Origin of the sequence: Bythopirellula polymerisocia, from assembly GCF_007860015.1 — a bacterium.
GTDB classification, from domain to species: Bacteria; Planctomycetota; Planctomycetia; order Pirellulales; family Lacipirellulaceae; genus Bythopirellula; species Bythopirellula polymerisocia.
The window spans coordinates 56,330-77,087 of sequence record NZ_SJPS01000011.1 but is presented as its reverse complement, the minus strand read 5'-3'; the positions used below and the strand labels follow the sequence as shown (position 1 = coordinate 77,087).

The 20,758-nt window shown below is 51.0% G+C and carries 22 protein-coding genes and 1 tRNA gene; 7 read left to right on the top strand and 16 right to left on the bottom strand.

Features of this window, described 5'->3' with window-relative positions; genetic code table 11:
• Positions 1-826 precede the first annotated feature (826 nt).
• From Pla144_RS22430 to Pla144_RS24855, 8 genes are all read right to left on the bottom strand, one after another.
• Entirely contained in the window at positions 827-1,297 is a 471-nt protein-coding gene (locus tag Pla144_RS22430; RefSeq protein ID WP_146452945.1) for a hypothetical protein, read from the bottom strand.
• Positions 1,294-2,688: an AAA family ATPase gene (locus Pla144_RS22425; protein WP_146452944.1), complete on the bottom strand. Its 1,395-nt coding sequence runs from the start codon at positions 2,686-2,688 to the stop codon at positions 1,294-1,296. Before Pla144_RS22425 ends, Pla144_RS22430 begins: the two co-directional genes overlap by 4 nt.
• Positions 2,689-2,702: 14 nt before the next feature.
• A complete protein-coding gene (locus tag Pla144_RS22420) occupies positions 2,703-4,313 on the bottom strand; it encodes a HesA/MoeB/ThiF family protein (RefSeq protein WP_146452943.1) in 1,611 nt (536 codons plus the stop codon).
• A gap of 43 nt (positions 4,314-4,356) precedes the next feature.
• The gene (locus Pla144_RS24860; RefSeq protein WP_197530944.1) at positions 4,357-4,638 is read right to left on the bottom strand and encodes a hypothetical protein; all 282 of its coding nucleotides are present in this window, start codon (positions 4,636-4,638) and stop codon (positions 4,357-4,359) included.
• A 120-nt stretch (positions 4,639-4,758) separates the two neighbouring features.
• Positions 4,759-4,950 carry a hypothetical protein gene (locus tag Pla144_RS22415; protein ID WP_146452942.1) on the bottom strand — a complete coding sequence of 64 codons (192 nt, stop codon included), beginning with the start codon at positions 4,948-4,950 and terminating at the stop codon, positions 4,759-4,761.
• A 258-nt stretch (positions 4,951-5,208) separates the two neighbouring features.
• Positions 5,209-5,694 carry a hypothetical protein gene (locus tag Pla144_RS22410; protein ID WP_146452941.1) on the bottom strand — a complete coding sequence of 162 codons (486 nt, stop codon included), beginning with the start codon at positions 5,692-5,694 and terminating at the stop codon, positions 5,209-5,211.
• A gap of 170 nt (positions 5,695-5,864) precedes the next feature.
• Positions 5,865-6,284 (bottom strand): hypothetical protein, encoded by a 420-nt coding sequence (locus Pla144_RS22405; RefSeq protein ID WP_146452940.1) that lies wholly within the window; start codon positions 6,282-6,284, stop codon positions 5,865-5,867.
• Positions 6,285-6,709: 425 nt separating this feature from the next.
• Positions 6,710-6,964, bottom strand: coding sequence for a hypothetical protein (locus tag Pla144_RS24855; RefSeq protein ID WP_197530943.1), 255 nt, complete (start codon positions 6,962-6,964; stop codon positions 6,710-6,712).
• 167 nt (positions 6,965-7,131) lie between these two features.
• Between Pla144_RS24855 and Pla144_RS22400 the strand changes: the two genes are divergently transcribed.
• Genes Pla144_RS22400 through Pla144_RS22390 form a run of 3 tightly spaced genes read left to right on the top strand, consistent with a single transcriptional unit; the run spans position 7,132 to position 10,083 of the window.
• Entirely contained in the window at positions 7,132-7,698 is a 567-nt protein-coding gene (locus tag Pla144_RS22400) for a hypothetical protein (protein ID WP_146452939.1), read from the top strand.
• Positions 7,695-8,108, top strand: coding sequence for a hypothetical protein (locus Pla144_RS22395; RefSeq protein ID WP_146452938.1), 414 nt, complete (start codon positions 7,695-7,697; stop codon positions 8,106-8,108). The genes Pla144_RS22400 and Pla144_RS22395 overlap by 4 nt, the downstream gene beginning before the upstream one ends.
• Position 8,109: 1 nt before the next feature.
• Positions 8,110-10,083, top strand: a complete 1,974-nt coding sequence (locus Pla144_RS22390; protein ID WP_231936508.1) for a helicase HerA domain-containing protein — start codon at positions 8,110-8,112, stop codon at positions 10,081-10,083.
• On the opposite strand, the gene Pla144_RS22385 is transcribed toward Pla144_RS22390, so the two are convergent.
• From Pla144_RS22385 to Pla144_RS22350, 8 genes are all read right to left on the bottom strand, one after another.
• Entirely contained in the window at positions 10,071-10,811 is a 741-nt protein-coding gene (locus tag Pla144_RS22385) for a GP88 family protein (RefSeq protein ID WP_197530942.1), read from the bottom strand. The two genes, Pla144_RS22390 and Pla144_RS22385, sit on opposite strands and share 13 nt — an antisense overlap.
• A 291-nt stretch (positions 10,812-11,102) precedes the next feature.
• A complete protein-coding gene (locus tag Pla144_RS22380; RefSeq protein WP_146452935.1) occupies positions 11,103-12,353 on the bottom strand; it encodes a tyrosine-type recombinase/integrase in 1,251 nt (416 codons plus the stop codon).
• A gap of 194 nt (positions 12,354-12,547) precedes the next feature.
• A tRNA-Asn gene (locus Pla144_RS22375) sits at positions 12,548-12,620 on the bottom strand.
• Between the two features lie 161 nt (positions 12,621-12,781).
• Entirely contained in the window at positions 12,782-13,261 is a 480-nt protein-coding gene (locus Pla144_RS22370) for an ATP-binding protein (RefSeq protein WP_146452934.1), read from the bottom strand.
• Positions 13,261-13,608, bottom strand: a complete 348-nt coding sequence (locus tag Pla144_RS22365) for an STAS domain-containing protein (RefSeq protein ID WP_146452933.1) — start codon at positions 13,606-13,608, stop codon at positions 13,261-13,263. Before Pla144_RS22365 ends, Pla144_RS22370 begins: the two co-directional genes overlap by 1 nt.
• Positions 13,609-13,803: 195 nt before the next feature.
• Entirely contained in the window at positions 13,804-14,271 is a 468-nt protein-coding gene (locus Pla144_RS22360) for a hypothetical protein (protein WP_146452932.1), read from the bottom strand.
• Between the two features lie 62 nt (positions 14,272-14,333).
• Positions 14,334-14,621 carry a hypothetical protein gene (locus Pla144_RS22355; protein ID WP_146452931.1) on the bottom strand — a complete coding sequence of 96 codons (288 nt, stop codon included), beginning with the start codon at positions 14,619-14,621 and terminating at the stop codon, positions 14,334-14,336.
• Between the two features lie 247 nt (positions 14,622-14,868).
• Entirely contained in the window at positions 14,869-15,165 is a 297-nt protein-coding gene (locus Pla144_RS22350) for a hypothetical protein (RefSeq protein WP_146452930.1), read from the bottom strand.
• A 413-nt stretch (positions 15,166-15,578) separates the two neighbouring features.
• Between Pla144_RS22350 and Pla144_RS22345 the strand changes: the two genes are divergently transcribed.
• The 4 genes from Pla144_RS22345 (at position 15,579) to Pla144_RS22330 (ending at position 20,625) form a co-directional block, all read left to right on the top strand.
• Positions 15,579-16,889 carry a hypothetical protein gene (locus Pla144_RS22345; protein ID WP_146452929.1) on the top strand — a complete coding sequence of 437 codons (1,311 nt, stop codon included), beginning with the start codon at positions 15,579-15,581 and terminating at the stop codon, positions 16,887-16,889.
• Positions 16,890-16,961: 72 nt separating this feature from the next.
• A complete protein-coding gene (locus Pla144_RS22340; protein ID WP_146452928.1) occupies positions 16,962-18,221 on the top strand; it encodes an FtsX-like permease family protein in 1,260 nt (419 codons plus the stop codon).
• Positions 18,222-18,237: 16 nt separating this feature from the next.
• A complete protein-coding gene (devC, locus tag Pla144_RS22335; RefSeq protein ID WP_146452927.1) occupies positions 18,238-19,431 on the top strand; it encodes an ABC transporter permease DevC in 1,194 nt (397 codons plus the stop codon).
• A gap of 48 nt (positions 19,432-19,479) precedes the next feature.
• Positions 19,480-20,625, top strand: a complete 1,146-nt coding sequence (locus Pla144_RS22330) for an ATP-binding cassette domain-containing protein (protein ID WP_146452926.1) — start codon at positions 19,480-19,482, stop codon at positions 20,623-20,625.
• Positions 20,626-20,758: the final 133 nt, after the last annotated feature.

Genomic DNA, 20,758 nt, shown 5'->3' with positions numbered 1-20,758 from the left:
TCGGTTGGCCGGAAAAGCATTAGCTGCTTGTCTTTACTATATTGATTACAACACTCTGTTTTCCACAAAACTGCTTCTCAAAGCTGACTCGCAAGGTATTGCTCCCGCGCAGGTCGGGGTGGGAATTCGATGGTACTATGGGGTAGGTGTTTCGGAAAATGCGATGGAAGCAGAACAAAGGCGTTGCCAGTACGTTATACAAGGGTCTCAGAAATCCTGTGAGAGTCTACAAGATGGGGACGGAACAACTTCGAATGAGTTTATGGACGAAGTCGACACATATTTTGGTACAAAGGAATGGATAGTTGGTTTATAGGATATCTCGCAGCGGAATGGAGTGGATTCAAAACAAAGGCCCCCTTCCCTCCCCTATTTGCCCCCCCATTGTTGGACTGTGGCTGGCCGCCTGTGGCGACCTACGGGCCTCAGAGATAGCCGAGTACAGATGGCGGATGTTCAGTTGAAACTGCCCGGCCACACTTCCGGATTTTGGTGAACGAGACCAACGGAGGTCGCCCGCTTATGATGCTGTTGAGGTGGGGCCGGGGGACATGAGATGATCTGATGATGCGACGCAAAGAACGGTTAGCAAAGTGTTCAAAACCCGGCGATCAGATCGTCTGTTATTGGCATCCGGATCGGTAGCAGGTGGTGTAATCGCGGCACACACTTCGGAGCCGGTTCCAGACGGCGCGCAAGGTGCTGGGACCGGAGTGGCTCTTCAGGCGTCCGCAAAGATTGATACCGTCACCCTGCAATTTCGTAATGCGCCCTAGGTGGCTGAATGAACAAAGTCTCCCTCAAAGTGGCAAGACTAAGACCGGGGTCAAATAACGCATGCGAAAACCACGACTGAGATGAACATGAGATTCGCCACTAGAAGGTTACGGATGTCCGTATCGTGTAGCAGAAGGGCCGTGTTGAGAACGGCGACTCCGCCTGCTAGAAGATGACCATATGTAATTCGAGACATCGGTGGGATCGGTACTTCCAGACGCTGTCCGAATTTACAATACAGTGAATATTCGGTCCATTCAAATGATGGAAACGTCCAGCTCTCTCCGTAGTAGAATGTCAAAAAACCAATGCCAATGAGCGCGAGGCCCACCCGTACCATTCGCGGCTGGTCCCTCAGCCCTGCCCAAACGATGGTGGCTAGACCGATCATCAAGAGACCACTGCGCGCCAGGGCCAGGTAGGTAGGCTGGTCGATGAACTCGGCAATGCCTAGCCAAAGCACAAAGGGACTAAAGAGGCACAGGATGAATAATAAGAGGAAGTGAGAAAGACCTCTCATGCAATACCTTCCTTTCCGTCTCCTTCAGACAGAAGCCCAGCGCAATTGTTCACTGGGATGCAACGCGGCGGATCGCCGGCAATGATTCTGAATGGCATCCGAGTGTCTCGGGTGGCAGCTTCAGCGAAGATACCGCCAAGCAGACTATCTGCCGCATATTCGTAGGGTCGCGCACCGAAGCAATGACTCGAGGTTTGATCAAGGATTGCTGCGACGACAGCCGGATCGATGTATTCGATGCGCACACCATATTCCTCTCCAAGATTCCTCACTGCGAGAGCGACGACATGGGCCATTGCTCGTTCGGACAGAGGTTTGAAGAGGAGAAATGCTCCGATCCGGCCGATTAGTTCGGGGGCAATACCTGCAGAGTGAAGGCCCCGGCGACATAGCTGGTCGATCTGGGCAGGATCGTCGAAAGCGTCCTGACGAGTTGCCTCGTCGACAAGTGATTCATTTTCGAGATTGCTGGTAAAGATGAAGACAGATTGACAACAGTTGATTTCTCTTGTGCCTGAGGCATTCCGCGCTGACGTCGAAAGCCTACCCGCATCCATCGCATTCATGAGTGTTTGGAGGACGGTCGGGTGCGCCTTTTCGATCTCGTCGAACAACACGATATGCCTCGGGTTGGCCGCCAGCGCGTCGGTCAGCTGCGCTCCTTCGCCGTGGCCAACATAACCTTGCGGTGCACCTAGCAGTTGACTCCGGCGATGAGCCTCCCCGTACTCTGACATGTCCAGTCTTGTAGTTGCATAGCCTCGACCCTCCGGCATAAGGCACTTGATCACCTTGGGGAGGACCTCCGCGGACTTCGTCTTGCCGACGCCAGTGGTCCCCGCAAACCAGAGCGTGCAGGGGCGACGCGGAGAGCGTCGTGCCAGGTGACGGACAATGCGTTCTGCTAAACTTGGAAGCACGTGATCTTGGCCAAAGACTTCTCGACCGAGCTCTCGGGTTACGTCCTCGGCCTTGAGATGGATTACCTGGTCCTCTGTACGAGAACGAAGTGCTTCAACGGCATCGACATCCGTCAATGAATCATTGGAGTACGCCTGCCCGCTTACACCATGGCCGACCGAGGAAGCGGGCTGCGCATAGAGTGTTAGAAGGTTGGCTGTCACCCAACTGCACGCCACCGCCGAATTTGGGAAACGACACTCCGTATGATGCAGCCACTGACGTACTTCTTCGCCAGCAGAATCGCAGTGCACACGTGGCCGTACTTTAAGTGCGACGAATTTGCTGGCCTTATCGACAATCACGGTCACCGATGCCCGAACCGGATTTGCCCCCTCGGGCATTGGCTGATCCGCAAATTCGACCCGTCCGCCCCCAGAGCGGGACAGCTGATCTACAACTCGTGTGAATTGATCAACAAATTCGGCCATGTGTTATCCCCGGTTCACTTTGGCATTTCGCGAGTATCCTCGAACTTGCCCAAAGCACTGTGGAGGTCGCCGTTGCCCCCACATTCAGGGCAGATCGGTCGGTCCTTTATCCCGTCCTCTGGCTCCTGAGGAAGCCACACCACGTCGTCGAATAAGCTACGGTCGTGGTCGACAGTACCAAAGACGCGATCAAAGACTTTCAGACCAAGAGAAGCGGCAATGTCCGGATCCATGCGGATCTGGATCAGGTTCCGATTGCCGATTCTGCGGAGAAGGCCACCAAACCGTGGATGGTTTGTGCCATGGTGTAGAAGCGCCATCAGCATGAATGATTCAAGGCCCGCCAGACGTTGAGTGGCACAGATCGGTGCTGAGGAAGATCCTACGGTATTTTGGAAGCCTTCTTTCAGGAAGGCTCGATACCTCGTCCAGAGCACACAACGATGGCACGCTCGCGTAGTGTCCGGGTGCGTGAAGGTAATCTCAGCGCCCAGCCCACGTTCATACATTTGTGATGCCAGGGTAGGAATTTCCCACTTCAGGCCAATGCGGTTGTTACGCGCTTGGGCTTCAAATGAGTCGGTTCCTGCCACACTGACCGTCACGCTCGGCGGTAATTCCCTATAGATGTCGCCGCCGAACCCTGGAAGTGGCAATTCCATCATCGGATCGTGAAGCAGCCTTTGAAAGGCGGGGTCGTCGATCTCGTCTACAGATTGTTGCAGTGCGACCACACGTATATTGGGATTGATCCGAATGAGCTCTCGCTTTACTGCTTCGACCTTGGGCAATCCAATCTCGTCACGGTAGACACCCTGTGTCGCTATGTTGCTCTCCGAAACGACATCCGGGTCTATCAGGATGAATTCCTGGACGCCAGCACGGGCACAGTAGAGAACCGTGTCTCGGATGCCACCGACACCGATAAAGACCAGTCGGCTAGCAGCCAACCGGGCCAGATCGTACGCCTCATGAACGCGGATGTATTGCCCTGAAATATCGACGATCGCTCGGCCTCTTGACTCACTCAGAACATCGGCCGGTGATTGGATGACCACCGGCGGACGCTTCGGGCCAAGCGTTGAAGGTTCCGACTGAGAATGATCGTGCGCGTCGGCAATAATTGGCTGGTCGTTCTCATCAACAGGTACGAGCTCGACCAACTCCAGATTGCCTTCTCGGTCGAGCGTGTACGGAAAAACTTCATATGTGTGTCCGTCGACAGCCGGGATGACGATCCAGATGTGCAGTTCTTCGAGTGACCGCTTCGCCTCGAGAATCTGCTGGCCATACTCGCGATCGCCCGACGAGGGTCTATGAACTCCCGGGGGATGCGAGTGAGGGCCTCCGATGTATTGAATTCCGTTTGGCTTCCAATCATCGTTGATGATATCGTTCAGTCGCTTCACATCGGGCATGTTGCTGACGGTTGTGCCTTTGGAAGTCTCATCAAATGCGTAGTGTGTGATGACGTCGGTTTCCGAGTTTATGCCCAGCATGCCACTCTGCTCGGGACGTTTGGACCCGATGGTCTTGTGTATCTTTCGTAGCACGGAATCCTCGCGGACGAGGATCTGCCTGCAATTTGTCTTTCGAAGCGAAGGGGTCAATACGGAATCAATCATCGCACTTCTCCTATTTCTCCAATGGAAAGTGGCAAGTCAGCAATCAGAACTTCTTGCCGTAGCGGATATACTGCTCGGTTTTTTCGCACCAGGTGGCCGCGACCTGTTTAGCCTTCCGAAGTGTTTGGAGCGGCTCGGTCCAGCACACGTAACGTCCACAGCTGTCGCTCAACCGATGGGTGCTATGTGCATCGTCCGGTCGCCCGCAATAGTCAGGCTGCGATGCGATGTAGGCGATCCAATCCCCATTCTGCTGTTCCTGAAATCTGAAACGGAATAGGTGCGATCCGCTTCTGGTTCTGTAGGTGTCATTAACACTTCTCATCGTCCATTTCTCGTGCTAGCCGAGGTGATCGAGGATTCTCGGACAACTCTACGCGAGCTGCGTTGCGTAAAGCGAGCCGAGACCCCAAGTGACGTTGAGGTCCCAGCCCTCCGTTGTTGCTCATTGAATCACGGAGCAACGCGCGCCTGGGGAGAGGTGGTGATCTTCGCTGTGCCACGTGCCAGCAGGGAGATCGTCATCCCCGCCGTACCACGTGCCAACAGGTAGATCGCCGACTCTCTCGGAAAGCGACCGACATGGCCACTCCCGCTCGTCAATAGCGGCGTCGAAGTATGTGCTGTAGCACCACATGACTCGGCTCCTTTCTAGAAAGATATGTGCATCCCACCCAGAGCCGGAATGCTGGCTCATTCGATCACGTAATCTGCTTTGATCCCAGTGCGGCAGTCACAATGCAGACTTTTTTCGCAGGTCGGGCCTCTGGTCGGTTCCAGAACAAAATCAAGAATCCGAGCCAATGCTTATTGTCATACGACAATAGAATATACAAAGCTATTGTCGTTCGTCAATAGGTGCGGGTAAAAAAATTCTCTGGGGATCTCGGGGAGGTCAAGGTGCAATGGGGCGACCTGGCTCCCGTGGTGCGAGTTTGAAGGCGACGAGCTCGTCAACCGAGAAATAGAATCGACCGTCGATCCGGATCCCAAGCCCGTGGGTCTCGACATAGCAGTTGACCCGCTGTCTTGTCACCTCCAGGAAACTAGCGGCCGTTTGGACACCAATGACCGGGAACCGATAGCGAGCTTCTTCGTCCTCAATGCCGATGCGACGAGAGATTTCCTCAAGCGTCTCGCCGCGACGCGCGAGCTCTTTGCAGAGTTTCCGACGCAGGCTGTCGATCTTTGATGTCGGAGCGTCCAGGTTCGCAACGGACCATCGCCCAAGAGAAGCTGGCGTCAATTGCCCGTCATCTAATCCGGCGTCACGCGCCGCTCCAGTTCGGCCTTGTCGGTTTGTCTTTTTCACGGCGTTGGTATGTGAGCGCTTTCGGGTAGCTATCTCTGCAGAATTTGGGGGGAGTTCCGTAGTATACACTCCGATTCTCCTGAATTCCCTATGAATGCAGTACAAACAGGAGAAATGACCAAGTTCAGGTTCCAATCGCCTGGCTCCTACCGTACTGAGTGGTTCTTGGCGAAGTGCATCAGAACGGGGACCGGCGGTTGCGGGAGCCAAGTCCATTCGTGGCTTGAGCCTTATCGGACTCAGATTGCCTGTTCAACGAATCGTTTTTCATACCTCTCCGGAGTCACAACTTTCTCGCCGCCTACGTGGCTGACAACGAAAATTCTGCTATTGAGATAACCACTGTCGGCCAGCACGTTCTCGGTCGCTTCTGACAGATCGGCGATTTTTTCGTCAAAGCTAGTCGTTTCTTTTTGACAAGCGGTTGCGGACGAAGCCAACAAGGGAAAGACCGTGCTCTCCTTCGTGGCCGAGACCACCACCTCAAAGCTGTAGACTTGTACCAAGCCATCGTGTTTCGAGTAACCCCACGTGCTATCGCACTCCACCTCACGCAACCCCTGTGGTATTCGGTTTTTTTGGCTGTCGCTCTTATGCCACAGGGGGCCGCGGGTGGCGATCAGTCTCTTATCAACGGCATCGCTGGTCGGGTCGATCACTCCTTCGTCGATGGCCTACTTCCCCTGTAATGCGATGGCACGGACAAACAGCTCGTGTGCTCGCAGGTAGCGATCAAAGAAAGTGCTTCGTGCTGGCAACTTCTGGACGCCAAGCATCCGTACAGCTACCATAATCATTACTGCCGACAACCAATCGGGGTGCTCGGGCTATTTCCCGTTCCCGTGCGTGGATGTTCTCGTTCTACTTGCATGCAACGCGGGATAGCCATCCTCACCAATGCAGACAAATGCATGCCCTCTTGGCACGCGTAACCATTCTTGGGACCTCCATCGGGCGTCTGTTTCTACTGCGGTAACAGAAACTTAAACCTATGGAGTCCCTTGCGCTTACTTCAATTCAATTCCCAGACACCCTCATCTCTTTAATTCTTTTGTCTTTAGATTCCCCGAGCGATCGTTGGTGTTTACGGAATCCTCGGCGGCAAGTTGGGGAGGTCTCTTTTGACCGCACCATTGCCATAGTACATGCTGATACATTCATCGGAGCAGAAATACTGAATATCTCCCAGAGGCACAACACCTCGTGGTCCACTGACGCATTTTTCAGCGGTGATAACATCTCCTCCGTATGGAATACTACTACGACACTCGGAACATTTTAAGTCGGTTGTTGTGTTTTGGAGTACGATGGGAACAATACCTCCTTTCATCTTATTCAACAGCGCCATTCTCCAAGTTGGCTTAAGACATTGATATGCAATGAACTGATTTAGAAAGCCGTAAAGCTACCACTGGTTCATTCAAAACGACCGAGCTAGTAGCCTGGGTAAATTGCAAGGCAAACCAGTTCAAAACCTTTAAAAACCGACTTTGTTACCATTTGAGAATGAAAACTAAGAGTTATTCCCCACAAGTCGTCCTCTCAGAGGTGGCAAACGACGTACTTAGCATACTTACCCAGCCTGTCACGGCGACTCAGTTAGCTCGGCAGCTGAGAATTCCATTGGATCGATGTAGCAATGTACTTTCAGGGTTATGCAGTCAGGGTTTGATTTGTTGTGTAAATCCCGAAGCCACGCGAAGTCGTTTGTTCTGGCTTTCAGAGTCAGGACGAAAATACAAAAATGCGCAGGAAGCCCATCCGGTTGGCACAACCGATATGCAAAGCATCGATTGGAGACTGTATGGCACGGTATGTTTCAGCCATCGCAGTGAGGTCATTCGCACACTCAGTGAACCATTGCAGCCAGCACAGATTAAACGTAGGGCAGCCTTTCGCAAACCCGGACTGAGAATGAGTGCCAACAATGTCCGTGACGTGATTCGCTATCTTAAGTCTCACGGAGTTGTACGACCGGTACACCTCAAGAAGAGAGCTCACCCCTTGTATGAACTTACAGAACTTGGGCACCATTTCCAGCGACTATTGCTGAAAGCGGAGGCCGTGCGATGAATTCTTTCGGAGAGGAGCTAGAAGCGAAATGTGGGCGAATTGTCGAAAGGATGAACAAACAGTATTCAGCTCCCACACCCGCAACTTTTGTGGGACGTGAAATCGCTCTGGTCTTAGACCACATCGGGCAGCTAAAGCGACATCAAGAGAAACAAAGGAAGCAACTAATGAGAAGAGAATTGGAAGTAGGCTCACAGATCCTGAACATCCAGGACCGCGTTGACTTGATACCTGACTGGCAGGAGCGAACGAGAGCGAGAGATGAGGCAAAACGCACTCTCGACCAGCTCATGGGGCAGTCTTACAGATTGGCTTGGGAGAGTCAGACTGCTCTACAGCGACTTCAGGGACGACTTTTAGAGCTATGGAACATGCTCGACCAACTCGCTGAGGAAAATGGATATCGATGATGTGCTCCGTAAACTGGAACCGCTAATGCCTCAGCAGGTGACTCAGTGGTCTCGTACGCTTACATTGGCCCAGCCGACGGTGAAGCAGATGGTGGAAAGACAGGTTCGTTCCACCGCTTATCGAATTCTCGGAGATTATCAGCATCGGATTCTTCTCTCGCTGCCGCCAAAGAATATTTCATCGGGACAGCTGCATCTGGGAACAGTACTGTATGAAGATGAAAAATGGGAGTTTTCGCTAAGACTATCGGAATTGATGCAAAATCTGGCCATCTTTGGCCGTTCCGGTGCCGGTAAGACCAATGTATCGTTTCATCTCCTAAAGCAATTGGTCGATAAAAAAGTGCATTTTTTGTTTCTGGACTGGAAGAGGACTGTTCGGCACTTAATACCACTGCTTGGCAAGAAAATCAAAGTGTACACGCCTGGGCGATCGATTTCGCCATTCCCATTTAACCCCTTCATTGTGCCACCCGGCGTCGATGCCAGTGCTTATGTCAATCAACTCGTCGATGTGATGGCTGATGCCTATACCTTGGGCGATGGGGCAACAAGCGTTCTTCAGAGGGCAATACATGCCTGCTATTCGCAAGGCGCGAAAGCACCTTCGATTCAGCAGGTCCTAAATGCTATTGACGATCTGCCTTCCAACCAAAGATCTGTGGGTTGGAAGATTTCCGCCCAGAGAGCCTGCGAAAGCCTACTTTTTTCTGACACAGTAGCCTCCAGCAGCGCTGATCAACTTGCATTTGCCAAGAATCTCTTGAATCAAAATACCATCATAGAGCTCGATGGAATCGCCGAGAACACAAAGCAGTTCTTGATCCCTCTCCTATGCAGCTGGATCTACTCAGTGCGTTTGGCGAACAACGACCGAGAAAAGCTGCGGTTCGTCATCTTTCTCGAAGAGGCCCATCACACTCTTTACAAGGGACAAAGGGCAAAAGAAACTTTGATGAATGTACTCCTGCGACAGTGTCGAGAATTGGGGATGGGAATAGTCCTCATCGATCAGCATCCTCATTTGATATCTTCCGCAGGGATCGGCAATTGTTACACAACAATCTGTATGAACCAAAAAGATCCGAATGATGTCAGCAAGGCAGTTGGTTTATCTGGAATGGAGGATGCCGACAGATGGTGTCTGAACCAGCTTTCTGTTGGCCAAGGGATTGTCAAGCTGCAAGATAGATGGCGCAAACCCATTTTGGTTCAGTTCCCATTGGTAGACATCAAGAAGGGACTGGTGACGGATGAAATGTTAATGAAGCTAGAAAAGGGCGAGATTTCGTGGTCAGAGATCCGAGAGCGTAGTGGGGTAAAGGTAACAGCAGGCGAACGCTCTCGTTCCGGGGCTACTAGCTTAGAATCCGGTGCCGTGGAGTTACTACACGATATTGCTCAACATCCTGAAGATGGTGTTGATATCCGTTACAGGCGCCTCGGAGCGAGTATTGACAAGGGGAATCGTTGGAAGAATCAACTCGTAGAGCATGGTCTAATTAGTCCGCGACGCGTAAAGGTCGGTCGGACACATCGCGTTCTGCTGCGACTTACCGAGAATGCACTGAAACTGATGACTCCAAGAGAGGGCAGAGATCCTCAGGCTTCATTTCTACATGAGTACTGGAAGCAGCGAATAGCCAAGCACTTCACATCTCAAGGTTATAAAGTTGAATTGGAGGCTCCACGCACCAAAGGAGGAGGAAAAATGGATATTTCAGCATCGAGAGCGTCCGAAAAGGTTTCAATTGAAATAGAAACCGGCAAGAGTGACGTTGTCACCAATGTGAAGCGCGACTTGCTAAGTGGTGCGCAAACGGTATTTGTCGTCGCCACCGATGAGACAGCATTTGGGAAGCTTGAACAGAAGCTAGCAAAGGAGAGATTGCTAATTCCGAATAGGGTGGAGTTGGTGGAAGGAGAAGCGTTGGTCAGACAGGATAAAGGAAAACTCGGAAGTCATGTGGCGTAAACGAATCCACGGTCGATCGCTTGGTCTAGAAGTCTTCGTGAACCCTTGAATCGCAAACCCACGACAACACCCGTTCCATCGACTTCTTTCAGACGAATGTCGTGTTTGTCACCGTCAATAACTGGCCACTCTTTTCCATCGAACCTCCAGCTTTCAGGAAGAGGGTCGATACGGCCGACTGCAGGAAAATAGTCGGTATCGTAGACTGTAGACACATTGAAACCAGTCCGTAGATAGGAACCGATTGTACGATGGTGCGATCGCTCATTGACCGAATAGGTCAACTGATAGTTTTCTGGCCAGCGATGATTTCGGATGGCAGCGAGTCGCGAACGCACCTTTGTATAATCATAAAAAGAGATGTGCGGATGGGATCTGGCCAAATCTTGCCAATCAAGGTCGCTGGCTACATTTGGGCGAAACAGCGGAACAATGCGTTTCGATTTTGCATCGTTTGCGAACCGCTCGAGATCTGAGTCGAGAAGCTGTCGAAATCGTCTGGGATCCTCTGTTAGTAGCTGCGATCGGTTAATCATTGCGTTCCGAACGGGCTTGGTCACAGTCCTACCGGAGAACCAAAGATTGCAAACTGCCGAACAGTATCCTGCTTCCGGACAGACATTCTCAGGTCCCCTCCGATGAGGCGCCAGTGAAAGCCCAGCTATCAAGTATTCCAGTCCCGACTGTTTGGCGAGTTTGGTATTACTACCGATGAGCGAATACCGCATCCTCCAGATGCATCTGGAGCAGAGCAATTAGCTGTGTTGGACTATCCAGACAATACATATGTATTCCTCCCTTGCCATATACTTTCGATTGGAACTTCCTATTAAATAAGGATTCCAGGGCACTTGTTCTGTCGGCCATGTATTTTCTATAAAATGCTGGTTTTTATTGAATGAACTGGTTTCGGTTGAGTACGCCCTCGACATCGGCATCCATGACGCCAAGGTAGTGGAATCATCGGATGAAGTTTTTGAGAGAGGCCTGTATTGAAGGCTAAGTACAAAGCTTCGCCCTTACCCAAAGACTTTATCAATCTCATGACGCTGAAAGCTGGGGAAAAGATGGCGATAGCGTTTACGCATAGCGTCGGTTTGGTGCCCTGTCCATTCGTCGATCATCCTCTGGTCTACACCTCTTGAGGCGCAATTGCTGATAAAGCTGTGGCGGAAGATGTGCCAGCCTTTGATTTTGCCCCACTTGCTGGTAGCGATTGTACGGGCCAAATGATCCGTTGCTTCATCCGGAGAAACACTTAGCAAGTTCTCTCTGCGAGCTTCATTTCGAAGCCGCATTACGCGATGATCGGCAGGAAAGGTATAGATGGAATTGCCGATCCGGGAGCACCACTCCGTGAGCGATTTCCTTAGGCGGTCACTGAGGGGAACGTGACGGTAGGATTGCTTACCACGAGTGCGTTTTCGCTCGCGAATTAGAATAGTCCCTCCTTCGAAGTCGATGTCCGCCTGCCAGGACCTGCAGAGCTCGCTTCGCCGAGCCCCTGTATGTGCTGCCATGACCGACATCGGATACAGAAAACCGTATATGGAATTCGTTTCAATGTAATCCAAATAGGCTTCCAGTTCTTGGGTACTGAGATACAGGCAGTCCCAGAGATCTTCGACGATACCGTTAGAAATGCCCCGACTTTGTCGTCGCTCGATTTCCTGCCAGGTAAGGAATGGGGGTGACTCTGTGAACAGCGGATACTTGATACCGTGATTGGGAAAGTCTGCCTTTACATGGCCAAAGTTTATTGCCCATCTCCACAGTGTACGGAATGTAGAAATTTCCTTGCGGATTGTGATCGTGGAAACCTGTTTGCCGCGTTTACCCGATTCGTTAGAGCGAACCGCAATGTAGCGTTGAAGCTGCGCGGTTTGCACCGAAGAAAGTAAGGTCTTCGGCCCCAGAATGCGAGCCACGTGGTTCATATGGATCTTGGCAATACGAAGGGTTTCTGGTGAGTGAGAGTCTCTGGGCAGTGAGTCCAGATAAGAGTCATAAAGCTGCCCGAGTGAAATCTGGTCTGTCGGTCTCGGCTTTTGAAGCAGCCGACCGTCGGAGGAAAGAAAAGTCACGAGGTCGGCATCTTCGGGTATCAGTAGTCTTCCTCGTTTTACGAGTTCAATATTCTCTTCGATCCGAGATTGGAGCTGTTCGGCATTAACGAGCTTCCGTGTGCGTGCCGATGTCCTGTAACGTCTTCCGCAGAAGCGAAAACACACGTGGTAGATGCCAGTTTTTTCCTGTTGGAGCCAAGCCATGGGGGGAGATTCCTTGTGTGGTGAATTGTTCACCAGTGGCCACCTGAGACCACCGATATAAGACCAACACAAGTTCAACGTTGCCCCGTATTTGCCCCGCGTGGGGCTGGAGCAACGAAAAAGGACTTAAGGTCGATTCCCTTAAGTCCTTGAGATATCCGCAGTTACACGGACGACTACCTAGTTTTAGCTAGCTCCCCGGGTAGGACTCGAACCTACGACCCAGCGGTTAACAGCCGCTTGCTCTACCAACTGAGCTACCAGGGAATGGCCGCTTAAGAAACGGCAAGTCCTCATAATATCTGACGGAGGATATGGGAACAAGAGCCGATTGTAGCTCCCATAAACTTAAACTTTTCGGCGGGCGAAGACACTTCGGCACTCTGGGAAGACCGGAAAACGCGGCCGTTCGGTGAAGGGCTCTGCTGCTAGTCCAAAATTCTTTCTAGGACCACGCATTTTCCATTGTCGCAGTGTTCCACGCTGGTCATATAGGCCCTGATGAGTGCGAGGCCACGACCCCCGGGGACTTCTAAGTTTTCCTCGTTGCAACAATCGGGAACCTCTGTGGGATCGTATCCACTCCCCTCGTCAGTGATGCGTGCATAAAAACGCTTATTCGAAAGTTCGCATTCGACGTGTACACTTTTAGAAGGATCATGCTTATTGCCATGCCGAACAGCATTGCTGATCGATTCCTCAAGTGCCATGTGAACTCCAAAAAGAATTTCTGCACTCCAGCCGTAACCTTGGAGGGCAGTAAGCACTTCTTGGACAAATTCATGATAGGCCGTCAATGTGCTGGGCAAAACTCGATCGAACTTTCGCGGCTGTGAAGTAGAAGTCATGATGTTGCGAAACTCAGGAATCAGGCCATAGTGCTGCAGTTGAACTGGAGGACTAGGCATCAAAGCACTGCCAAGGCATCAGCCTCATTGTCTTTAATCGTGAAAAGTTTATCCAGATTGGTAATCGTGAATACCTGGTATATTTCGGGGGCGATATTAGATAGAATTAACTTCGCTCCACTGCGCTTAGCCTTCTTCTCAAACGTGATCAATTTCCCCAGCGCTGCAGACGAGAGAAACTCCACATTGGCAAAATTCAGAATCAACTTCTGGCGTTTTCCATCTTCCACCAGTGAGAACAGTTCTTCGCCCAACTCCTGAATAGTTTCTGGATCAATGATTTTTTGATCTTTGAAACGAATTACGCTTACAGAGGAAGATTCGCTAAATTCAATTCGATTCATCATGATTTATCCGATGGCGATATAGCATTAGGTGCGGCTTAAGTTCACGCAACCAAAGTAGCAAAAGACATCACCCCAAAGGTAATCATGTCTTTACAAGCGATAATATCTCACCGTTGAAAGGTGTCAAGTCGACCATGCTAAGTCCATATCATGAACGTATGCTCACCAACACACCGTCATAAGTCGACGAAGGCCTCAATTTACAATTTGCTCGGGAATTGGAGGTGGCACTGATGACTTGTAGACAGCCCGACTGATCAGGATGTGATTTCGACCATTGAATTCCGTGACAACGCCGTTCACACTCCAGCGGATACTTTCAGATTCATCGGAGCTCTTCAATGTACGTACAATGCGTTCGAGATTGAGATTCGGCAGTGCCCCAAATTCATATTTGTCCTCGGTCACAAAGGTGGCTCCTTCACCATCTTGGCGAAAGTAGCCGCCCTTATCAACTATCAAAGTCCCTTCGCGAATACGAATTTTGCTGGATTCTTCAAACTCACCCCTTGAGTGTTTGCTGGGACTGAACTGACCCGAGACACTTGGCACAGAATTGTGGTTCTCCTTCGCAAAGAGAGATATACCCAGAAGTGGTAATAGAAGCAGCACAGCGAGCGATAGTTTCGAAAATCGGCGCAAGTGTTCAAGTAGGCGATACATATGTGGCTTTCTCGATCTCTGGATGGACTAAATTCTGGCGACAGCCCCGAAATTGGCTACCGTCATCCGCCAGGCTTTTTCATAGCCATGCTGTGGAGAATCAAGACCGCGCCAAAGGAGATCAAGCACCAACCAAGCCATTCAGGAGGATTGATCACCTTCTTCGGCAATGCACCAACATCACTGGTAAACGAAACCATGGTGGCACTGCTGCTAGAGGATTGAGTACGTTCTGCCAGGAATCGAGTAGCATGCTCATTCAAAACATAGGAACTAACCATTCGTAGTTGGAGTCCTACGAGAATAAACACAATGCCCAGAAAAAAATACTGGTTGCGATTGAGTTCCACGGTACGGTCCTTCCCAAGCGCGTTCTTTCACGCTTTCGTTGAGCTGAATTCCTCGCTGACTGTAAAGCTACAGAAAGATGCTGCCACTTCATTGAGACTTATCGATTGAGTGGGCCGTAAAACTCCAGCATTCCACCGCGATGATGCAATCATGCCGATGGTAAGACTGTTGAAGTAAAAGGGGGAAGTGACGATTTGCACAGTTCTATGATGGCTTGCGTCTCCCAAGAGGAAGATGGGGCGGATTCTACTGGGGATTCCGATTAAGTAGTCGGTCGATTCCTTGGTTAAGTGAGTCATTGATGGCGTTGTCGAGTAAATCCCGTCGATTGGCTTGCACGAGGGCGGCAGCGACCTGTGCATTTTGTGCCCAGTCAGCCACTTGAAAATCTCTGATGTCGACATAGGTCGAAGCCAATTGAGCCTGCACCTTAGGCACAAAATGGTACCCTTCCCTGGAATGAATCACATGAAAATTCATAGCAAAGTAGATAAGTGCCCCACCGCAGATTACCCCTGAAAGGAATGTCAGAATGCGACGCATGGAATAACCCACCCCTCTTATTAAAAGCCTGAACTTCGGTCGACCTCCTAAGTCTAGCAGAATCTGGTAGTTACCTCCCCTTCGAATTCAAGGACAATTTCTTAATCGATTGGCGATTGATCCAAGCATCCAGTATGCCATTGTATTTTTCGGTGCAAAATGGAGCTCGATGAGGATTAAGACGAAAATTGCGGTTATAATGGGGAGTGAAGAGAACCTTTGTTGCTGATTGCCTCAATTGCTTGACTTACCCATCAGGGCCTGGCAATTCTGGATTATTGGCATGCTTTTCTCCGCACAAATCACCTTGGCGCAGTACGTTTTCAGGTATCCCACTGAAGCATATCTGTTGCTACGACTACCAAACAAGTTGGATTTCAATGCGCGCACAATACAAGAGTAACCAGGTTGGAATGCTGTTCTTGACAGTGTTGGCCTGCTTGTTGGTTGTTGGTTGCTTTCAAAGCAAGTCGAACCAGTCTTCTACCTCCGATCAGCAGTCGCGTTCAATCTACGCCTTGGGGCGAATCGAACCTGCCTCGGGAATTATTTCGGTGAGTGCGGTTCCTGGGGAACGCTTGATGCTTCTCGATCCTGATGTCACAGTAAACCAACAGGTGCCTGCTAACGGGATTTTAGGGCTTCTCAGTAGCTTTGACCTCGGCAAGGCCCAACTCAACGCTCTAATAAAGAAAAAAGATCTCGCTGAGAAAAACCGCACACATCAAATCGCTGTTGCCGTAGCCCAAAAAGCACAAGCTGAAGCTTCTCTGGCCCAGGCAAAAGCCAAGCTTAGAGAACTCGAACTGCAAGAGGACAAACTCCGTTCGTTGGAAACCGCCAGCATGCTTGCCAATGAGAATCTCATTCGCCTCGAAACATTGCATGCAGATGACCCTGATCTCGTGACGGACTACCAACTGAGAAAACAACGCAACGAGATGGACACAGCCTTGGCGGATTACCATATTGCGAACGATAGTTACGACACCACCAAAGAAGCTGCTGAGAAGGCCGTCACTGCCGCGGAAGCAAATATCTCGGTAGCAAACCTTTCACTCAAACAACTTGATCAAAAATATGAGGAGCAGGCGATCAACCAGGAAATCGAGGTCGCCAAGGAGACCCTTAAAAGATCGGTGCTTCTATCTCCTCATGTTTCTCCGGACTCTCTGAAGGACGTGCTGAGCGTTGAGAGCAAAGCCGATCACAAGACTGGTTCTACCGAGGACCGTGGCCCTTACACTGTCTTGAAGACATATTTACAGCCCGGTGAGTTCATCACTCAAACGCCCATCATGCAGTTGGGAGACCTCCGACAGATGGTCTGTATCGCCGAGGTTTACGAGGCAGACGTCAAGAATCTCAAAATCAACCAACCAGCCACAATTCATAGTCCTTCACTATCAGGAGAGTATGCCGACCGAATTGACCCCCAGACTAACGAGCGTACAGGTGGGATCCCTGGGCACATAGTACAGATTGGAGGCGTCATCGGATCGCCTGGTTTGGCAAGTCGAAACCCATTGGCTCCAGCCGATCGCAGCGTCGTCGATGTGCGGATTGCCATCGATGATCCGGACGCGAATCATGCCCTCTCACGACTTGTGGGGCTGGAACCGACCGTGGAATTTGGCAGGCTAGATAGTGCCTCAGTCACTGCTTCCGACAGGACCTCCAGTTCCAAATCCAATGAAAGACCTCACTCTCGAGAGAACAATTAACGATTACCCAGGGACGATCCAATCTGCGATACAAGTCAAAACCTGGTTTGGGCATGACGGCAATGCGAATCCATGAAAACCCCCCTTGCATGGAAGAATCTTGTTCATAACAAAGTCCGCACGTCTATTGGCGTGGCTGGGGTGAGCTTTGCTGTCATTCTAATTTTCATGCAGCTGGGATTTTTGGGGGGCATTATTCATACCGCCACTCAAATATATGACGCTCTCGAATTTGATCTAATGCTGCGCTCCCCCGCCTACCTGCATCTCACAGAGGCTCGATCCTTCCCACGTTCACGCGTGTTGCAGGCAGCTTCACTATCCGAAGTGGCTGAGGCGCGGTCGTTCTATCTGGGACTGAGTGAATGGCAAGCTCCTGCCTCTGTTCCAGCAGTCGAATCAGCCAAAACTTCTGAAGCGATAGAGGAAGAAGGTGATTGGCGTGCCATTATTACCATGGGAACCGACCCCAAAGACCCAGTCTTTAACCGTCAGGAAATTAATGATGAAGCCCGCAAGCTCTCGGATTCTACGTTTGTACTGGTGGATGTGAAATCGAAGAGCGAATATGGCCCAGCGGACGATGAGAAATTCAGTGAGACAGATATCGGCGTCGAAACAACCTTGGGACCCCACCGAGTTCGTATTGTAGGCCTCTTTGAACTGGGGACTGGTATGGCATCCAACGGGGCCTGCCTTACCAACCCAGAAGGCTATGTGCGGGCATGTCCCTGGCAAACTATTGATGATGTAAACTTTGGATTGATCAAGCTCAAGGATCCTTCAGAAGCCGAATTAGTGCGTCAAAAACTGCTGAGTATTTATGGAATTCCTTCTAGAGATGAGAAATCTACTTTTTCACTCACAGCAGCGGCACTCACGAATACCGACGTAGAGATTTTGACCCGCCAACAAGCCCTGGACCGCGAAGAACATCGCTGGGTTCATGAGACCCCTTTGGGTCAGATTTTTACGCTGGGTGTGTGGGTAGCGCTCTTTGTAGGAGTGGCAATCGTTTATCAAGTGCTGTCGACGGACATCGCCAACATGATGGGCGAGTACGCGACCCTGAAAGCCATGGGCTATGGAGCGAAGTACTTGACCAAAGTCGTCCTGCTGCAGGCTGTTCTGCTGGCGGTGGTAGGATACATCCCTTCGATTATCGTGTCCTGGGGACTCTACCGTCTGGTCGAGAAACTCTCGGGCATGCCAATGAACATGACCCCTGGTATCGCTGCATTGGTATTGGCGCTGGCAATCACCATGTGCGTACTCTCTGGATTAGCAGCCTTGCGGAAACTGTATCAAGCAGATCCTGCGGACCTATTTTGACACTCAATGTTTTCAGATGAAATCCTTCGGCAAAACACCACTGGCTTGGAAGAACCTGACGCACGACTGGCGTCGACTCGTGGTGGCGATCTGTGGCATCGCGTTTGCTGTACTATTGATGTTTACTCAGGTGGGTTTTCAGAATGCGCTCTTTGATAGCCAGGTCAAATTAATCGACGATCTTGAGGGTGACATTTTTCTTATAAGCAAGGCAAAGTTCACACTCGCTTCCGAAAAACGATTCCCGATTTCTCGGCTCAATCAGGCTCGCTCATGCTCCGGGGTCCAAGGGGCCTACCCTTTATATACCGAACTCACGACTTCGGTATTGCGACGCATGGAAAATGGCATGGGAAATCGCGGCTTTCCCCTCCGGTCGATCGGTTTCTACCTTGATGATCCGGTCTTTGACTTGGACGCAGTCAATCAGCATCTCCTACGTCTAAGATCCCAGGGAACGGCTCTGATAGACGGTAAAAGCAAACGCAGCAAGTTCCCCTTCCCTTATGATGACGATGATGCGCTGGCTCAGGAACACGTGGAACTAGCCGACAAGCAGATCTCTTTGGTGGGGAAGTTTGAATTGGGAACCGACTTTGCCCATGACGGCAACCTCGTAATGAGCGCCGAAAACTTTGCCAAGTTCTTCCCCCATCGCGTGCGCACGGGAAATCCTCTCGATGTAGTCGATATTGGGATCATCGATGTGCTACCCGATGCCGATGTCGAAGAGGTACGCGCACGTATCGAACAGACGATCGACAAGGATGTCCAAGTGCTGACACGCGAAAAGTTCCGTAAGGATGAAATCGGCTTCTGGGACAAGAGCACTCCTATTGGCACAATCTTCATGGCAGGTAAAATCATCGGCTTTATCGTCGGCATGGTTATTTGCTACCAGGTGATCTATTCGGATATCGCCGATCACATGGCCGAGTTCGCCACGCTCAAAGCCATGGGTTACACCGCGCGCTACTTTATATTTCTGATTCTCACCGAGGCTATCTTGCTGGCCGTCGTAGGTTTCATACCCGGAAGTGCGGTTAGTGCAGTCATGTATTCATGGCTTTCTGAGCAGACAGGCCTCTTGATGGTGATGTCCGCGCCTTCCATGTTGTTAGTTTTTATCCTTACTATTGCGATGTGTGTAGCATCAGGCATGCTGGCAGTAAGAAAGCTATTATCAGCCGATCCAGCGAGCTTGTTCTAAACATCTTGTGCCTTTGCCATTCCTAGATAACCCCACAAACACTGTGCCATGACTTCACAAACGACCATTCCAGCAACCAGTGGAGCATTCACCGGCGGCATCCAAATGCCGAAGACGGTGAAAGTCCAGGCCCTCAATCATTTTTTTGGCGAGGGCGAACTCCGCAAACAGGCTCTCTACGAAAACAACTTGGAAGTGCGCCGTGGTGAGATCGTGATCATGACCGGGCCATCCGGATCGGGCAAAACAACACTCCTCACGCTCATTGGCACCCTGCGCACCGTCCAGGAGGGAAGTCTCAAAGTTCTTGGAAATGAACTGTGCGGTGCTGACCGAGACCTAATTGTGCGTATTCGCAAAGAAATGGGCTTCATCTTTCAAGCCCATAACCTGTTTGAATCTCTCACTGCCTACCAGAACGTCAACATGGCTGCTGAGTTGGTTGGACTCGACCCCATGATCGCAGAAGGACGAATCAATTCGCTGCTTACACGTCTCGGATTGGGCCATCGTATCCACTATAAACCCAAGAGTCTCTCTGGCGGGCAGAAGCAGCGTGTGGCCATCGCCCGCGGATTGGTCCACAAGCCCAAGCTGATCCTGGCCGATGAGCCCACAGCAGCACTCGACGAGAAGTCGGGGCGCGAAGTGGTTACCCTATTCCAGGAGCTGGCTCGCGACGAAGGTTGCACAATTATTATGGTGACCCACGACAACCGCATCCTGGACGTTGCCGATCGTATCGTGAACATGGTGGATGGAAAAATCAAGTCCGACGTGGCGGTTCAAGAAACATCAGTAATCTGCGAATTCCTCAAAGAGTTCCCATTGTTTGCGGACTTGACACCCAATACGTTGGCCGAGGTGGCCGATCAAATGATGGTCCATGAGGCTCAGTCTGGCGAAGCGATCATCCGCCAGGGAGATGCTGGAGACCTGTTCTATCTAATCCGCACAGGCAGCGTCGATGTCTTGATCAATGATGGCACCGGGGATCAGAAGGTGGCCGAATTGAACCAAGGGCAGTACTTTGGCGAGGCCGCACTCATTACCGACGAACCACGAAATGCCACCATCGTCGCCCGGGAGCCGAGCGTCTTTTATGCGCTCGGCAAAGACGAATTCCGCGCGGTGCTTGAAACCAGCGCCACCTTCGAGGAAGAACTGCGGCAAGCCCTCTTCCGCCGGCAATAAACGATCGATTACCGCACCTATTCGGCGGGGAGCAATATTTTCGCACAGGAAGTCGCAGAGCCAACAGAGGAGTATGGATACTGCCGCGAATTTAAGAAGAGGAGCGAAAATATTCACTAGCATCCGAATATCT

What these genes read in the sequence shown, in the direction of transcription:
- Pla144_RS24860 (WP_197530944.1), bottom strand. Translation starts at nt 4,638, where the DNA reads ATGAGAAGTGTTAATGACACCTACAGAACCAGAAGCGGATCGCACCTA.
- Pla144_RS22430 (WP_146452945.1), bottom strand. Translation starts at nt 1,297, where the DNA reads ATGAGAGGTCTTTCTCACTTCCTCTTATTATTCATCCTGTGCCTCTTT.
- Pla144_RS22360 (WP_146452932.1), bottom strand. Translation starts at nt 14,271, where the DNA reads ATGTATCGCCTACTTGAACACTTGCGCCGATTTTCGAAACTATCGCTC.
- Pla144_RS22380 (WP_146452935.1), bottom strand. Translation starts at nt 12,353, where the DNA reads ATGGCTTGGCTCCAACAGGAAAAAACTGGCATCTACCACGTGTGTTTT.
- devC (WP_146452927.1), top strand. Translation starts at nt 18,238, where the DNA reads ATGAAATCCTTCGGCAAAACACCACTGGCTTGGAAGAACCTGACGCAC.
- Pla144_RS22420 (WP_146452943.1), bottom strand. Translation starts at nt 4,313, where the DNA reads ATGATTGATTCCGTATTGACCCCTTCGCTTCGAAAGACAAATTGCAGG.
- Pla144_RS22400 (WP_146452939.1), top strand. Translation starts at nt 7,132, where the DNA reads ATGAAAACTAAGAGTTATTCCCCACAAGTCGTCCTCTCAGAGGTGGCA.
- Pla144_RS22395 (WP_146452938.1), top strand. Translation starts at nt 7,695, where the DNA reads ATGAATTCTTTCGGAGAGGAGCTAGAAGCGAAATGTGGGCGAATTGTC.
- Pla144_RS22415 (WP_146452942.1), bottom strand. Translation starts at nt 4,950, where the DNA reads ATGTGGTGCTACAGCACATACTTCGACGCCGCTATTGACGAGCGGGAG.
- Pla144_RS22370 (WP_146452934.1), bottom strand. Translation starts at nt 13,261, where the DNA reads ATGCCTAGTCCTCCAGTTCAACTGCAGCACTATGGCCTGATTCCTGAG.
- Pla144_RS22385 (WP_197530942.1), bottom strand. Translation starts at nt 10,811, where the DNA reads ATGCGGTATTCGCTCATCGGTAGTAATACCAAACTCGCCAAACAGTCG.
- Pla144_RS22330 (WP_146452926.1), top strand. Translation starts at nt 19,480, where the DNA reads ATGACTTCACAAACGACCATTCCAGCAACCAGTGGAGCATTCACCGGC.
- Pla144_RS22350 (WP_146452930.1), bottom strand. Translation starts at nt 15,165, where the DNA reads ATGCGTCGCATTCTGACATTCCTTTCAGGGGTAATCTGCGGTGGGGCA.
- Pla144_RS22345 (WP_146452929.1), top strand. Translation starts at nt 15,579, where the DNA reads ATGCTGTTCTTGACAGTGTTGGCCTGCTTGTTGGTTGTTGGTTGCTTT.
- Pla144_RS22365 (WP_146452933.1), bottom strand. Translation starts at nt 13,608, where the DNA reads ATGATGAATCGAATTGAATTTAGCGAATCTTCCTCTGTAAGCGTAATT.
- Pla144_RS22340 (WP_146452928.1), top strand. Translation starts at nt 16,962, where the DNA reads ATGAAAACCCCCCTTGCATGGAAGAATCTTGTTCATAACAAAGTCCGC.
- Pla144_RS22425 (WP_146452944.1), bottom strand. Translation starts at nt 2,688, where the DNA reads ATGGCCGAATTTGTTGATCAATTCACACGAGTTGTAGATCAGCTGTCC.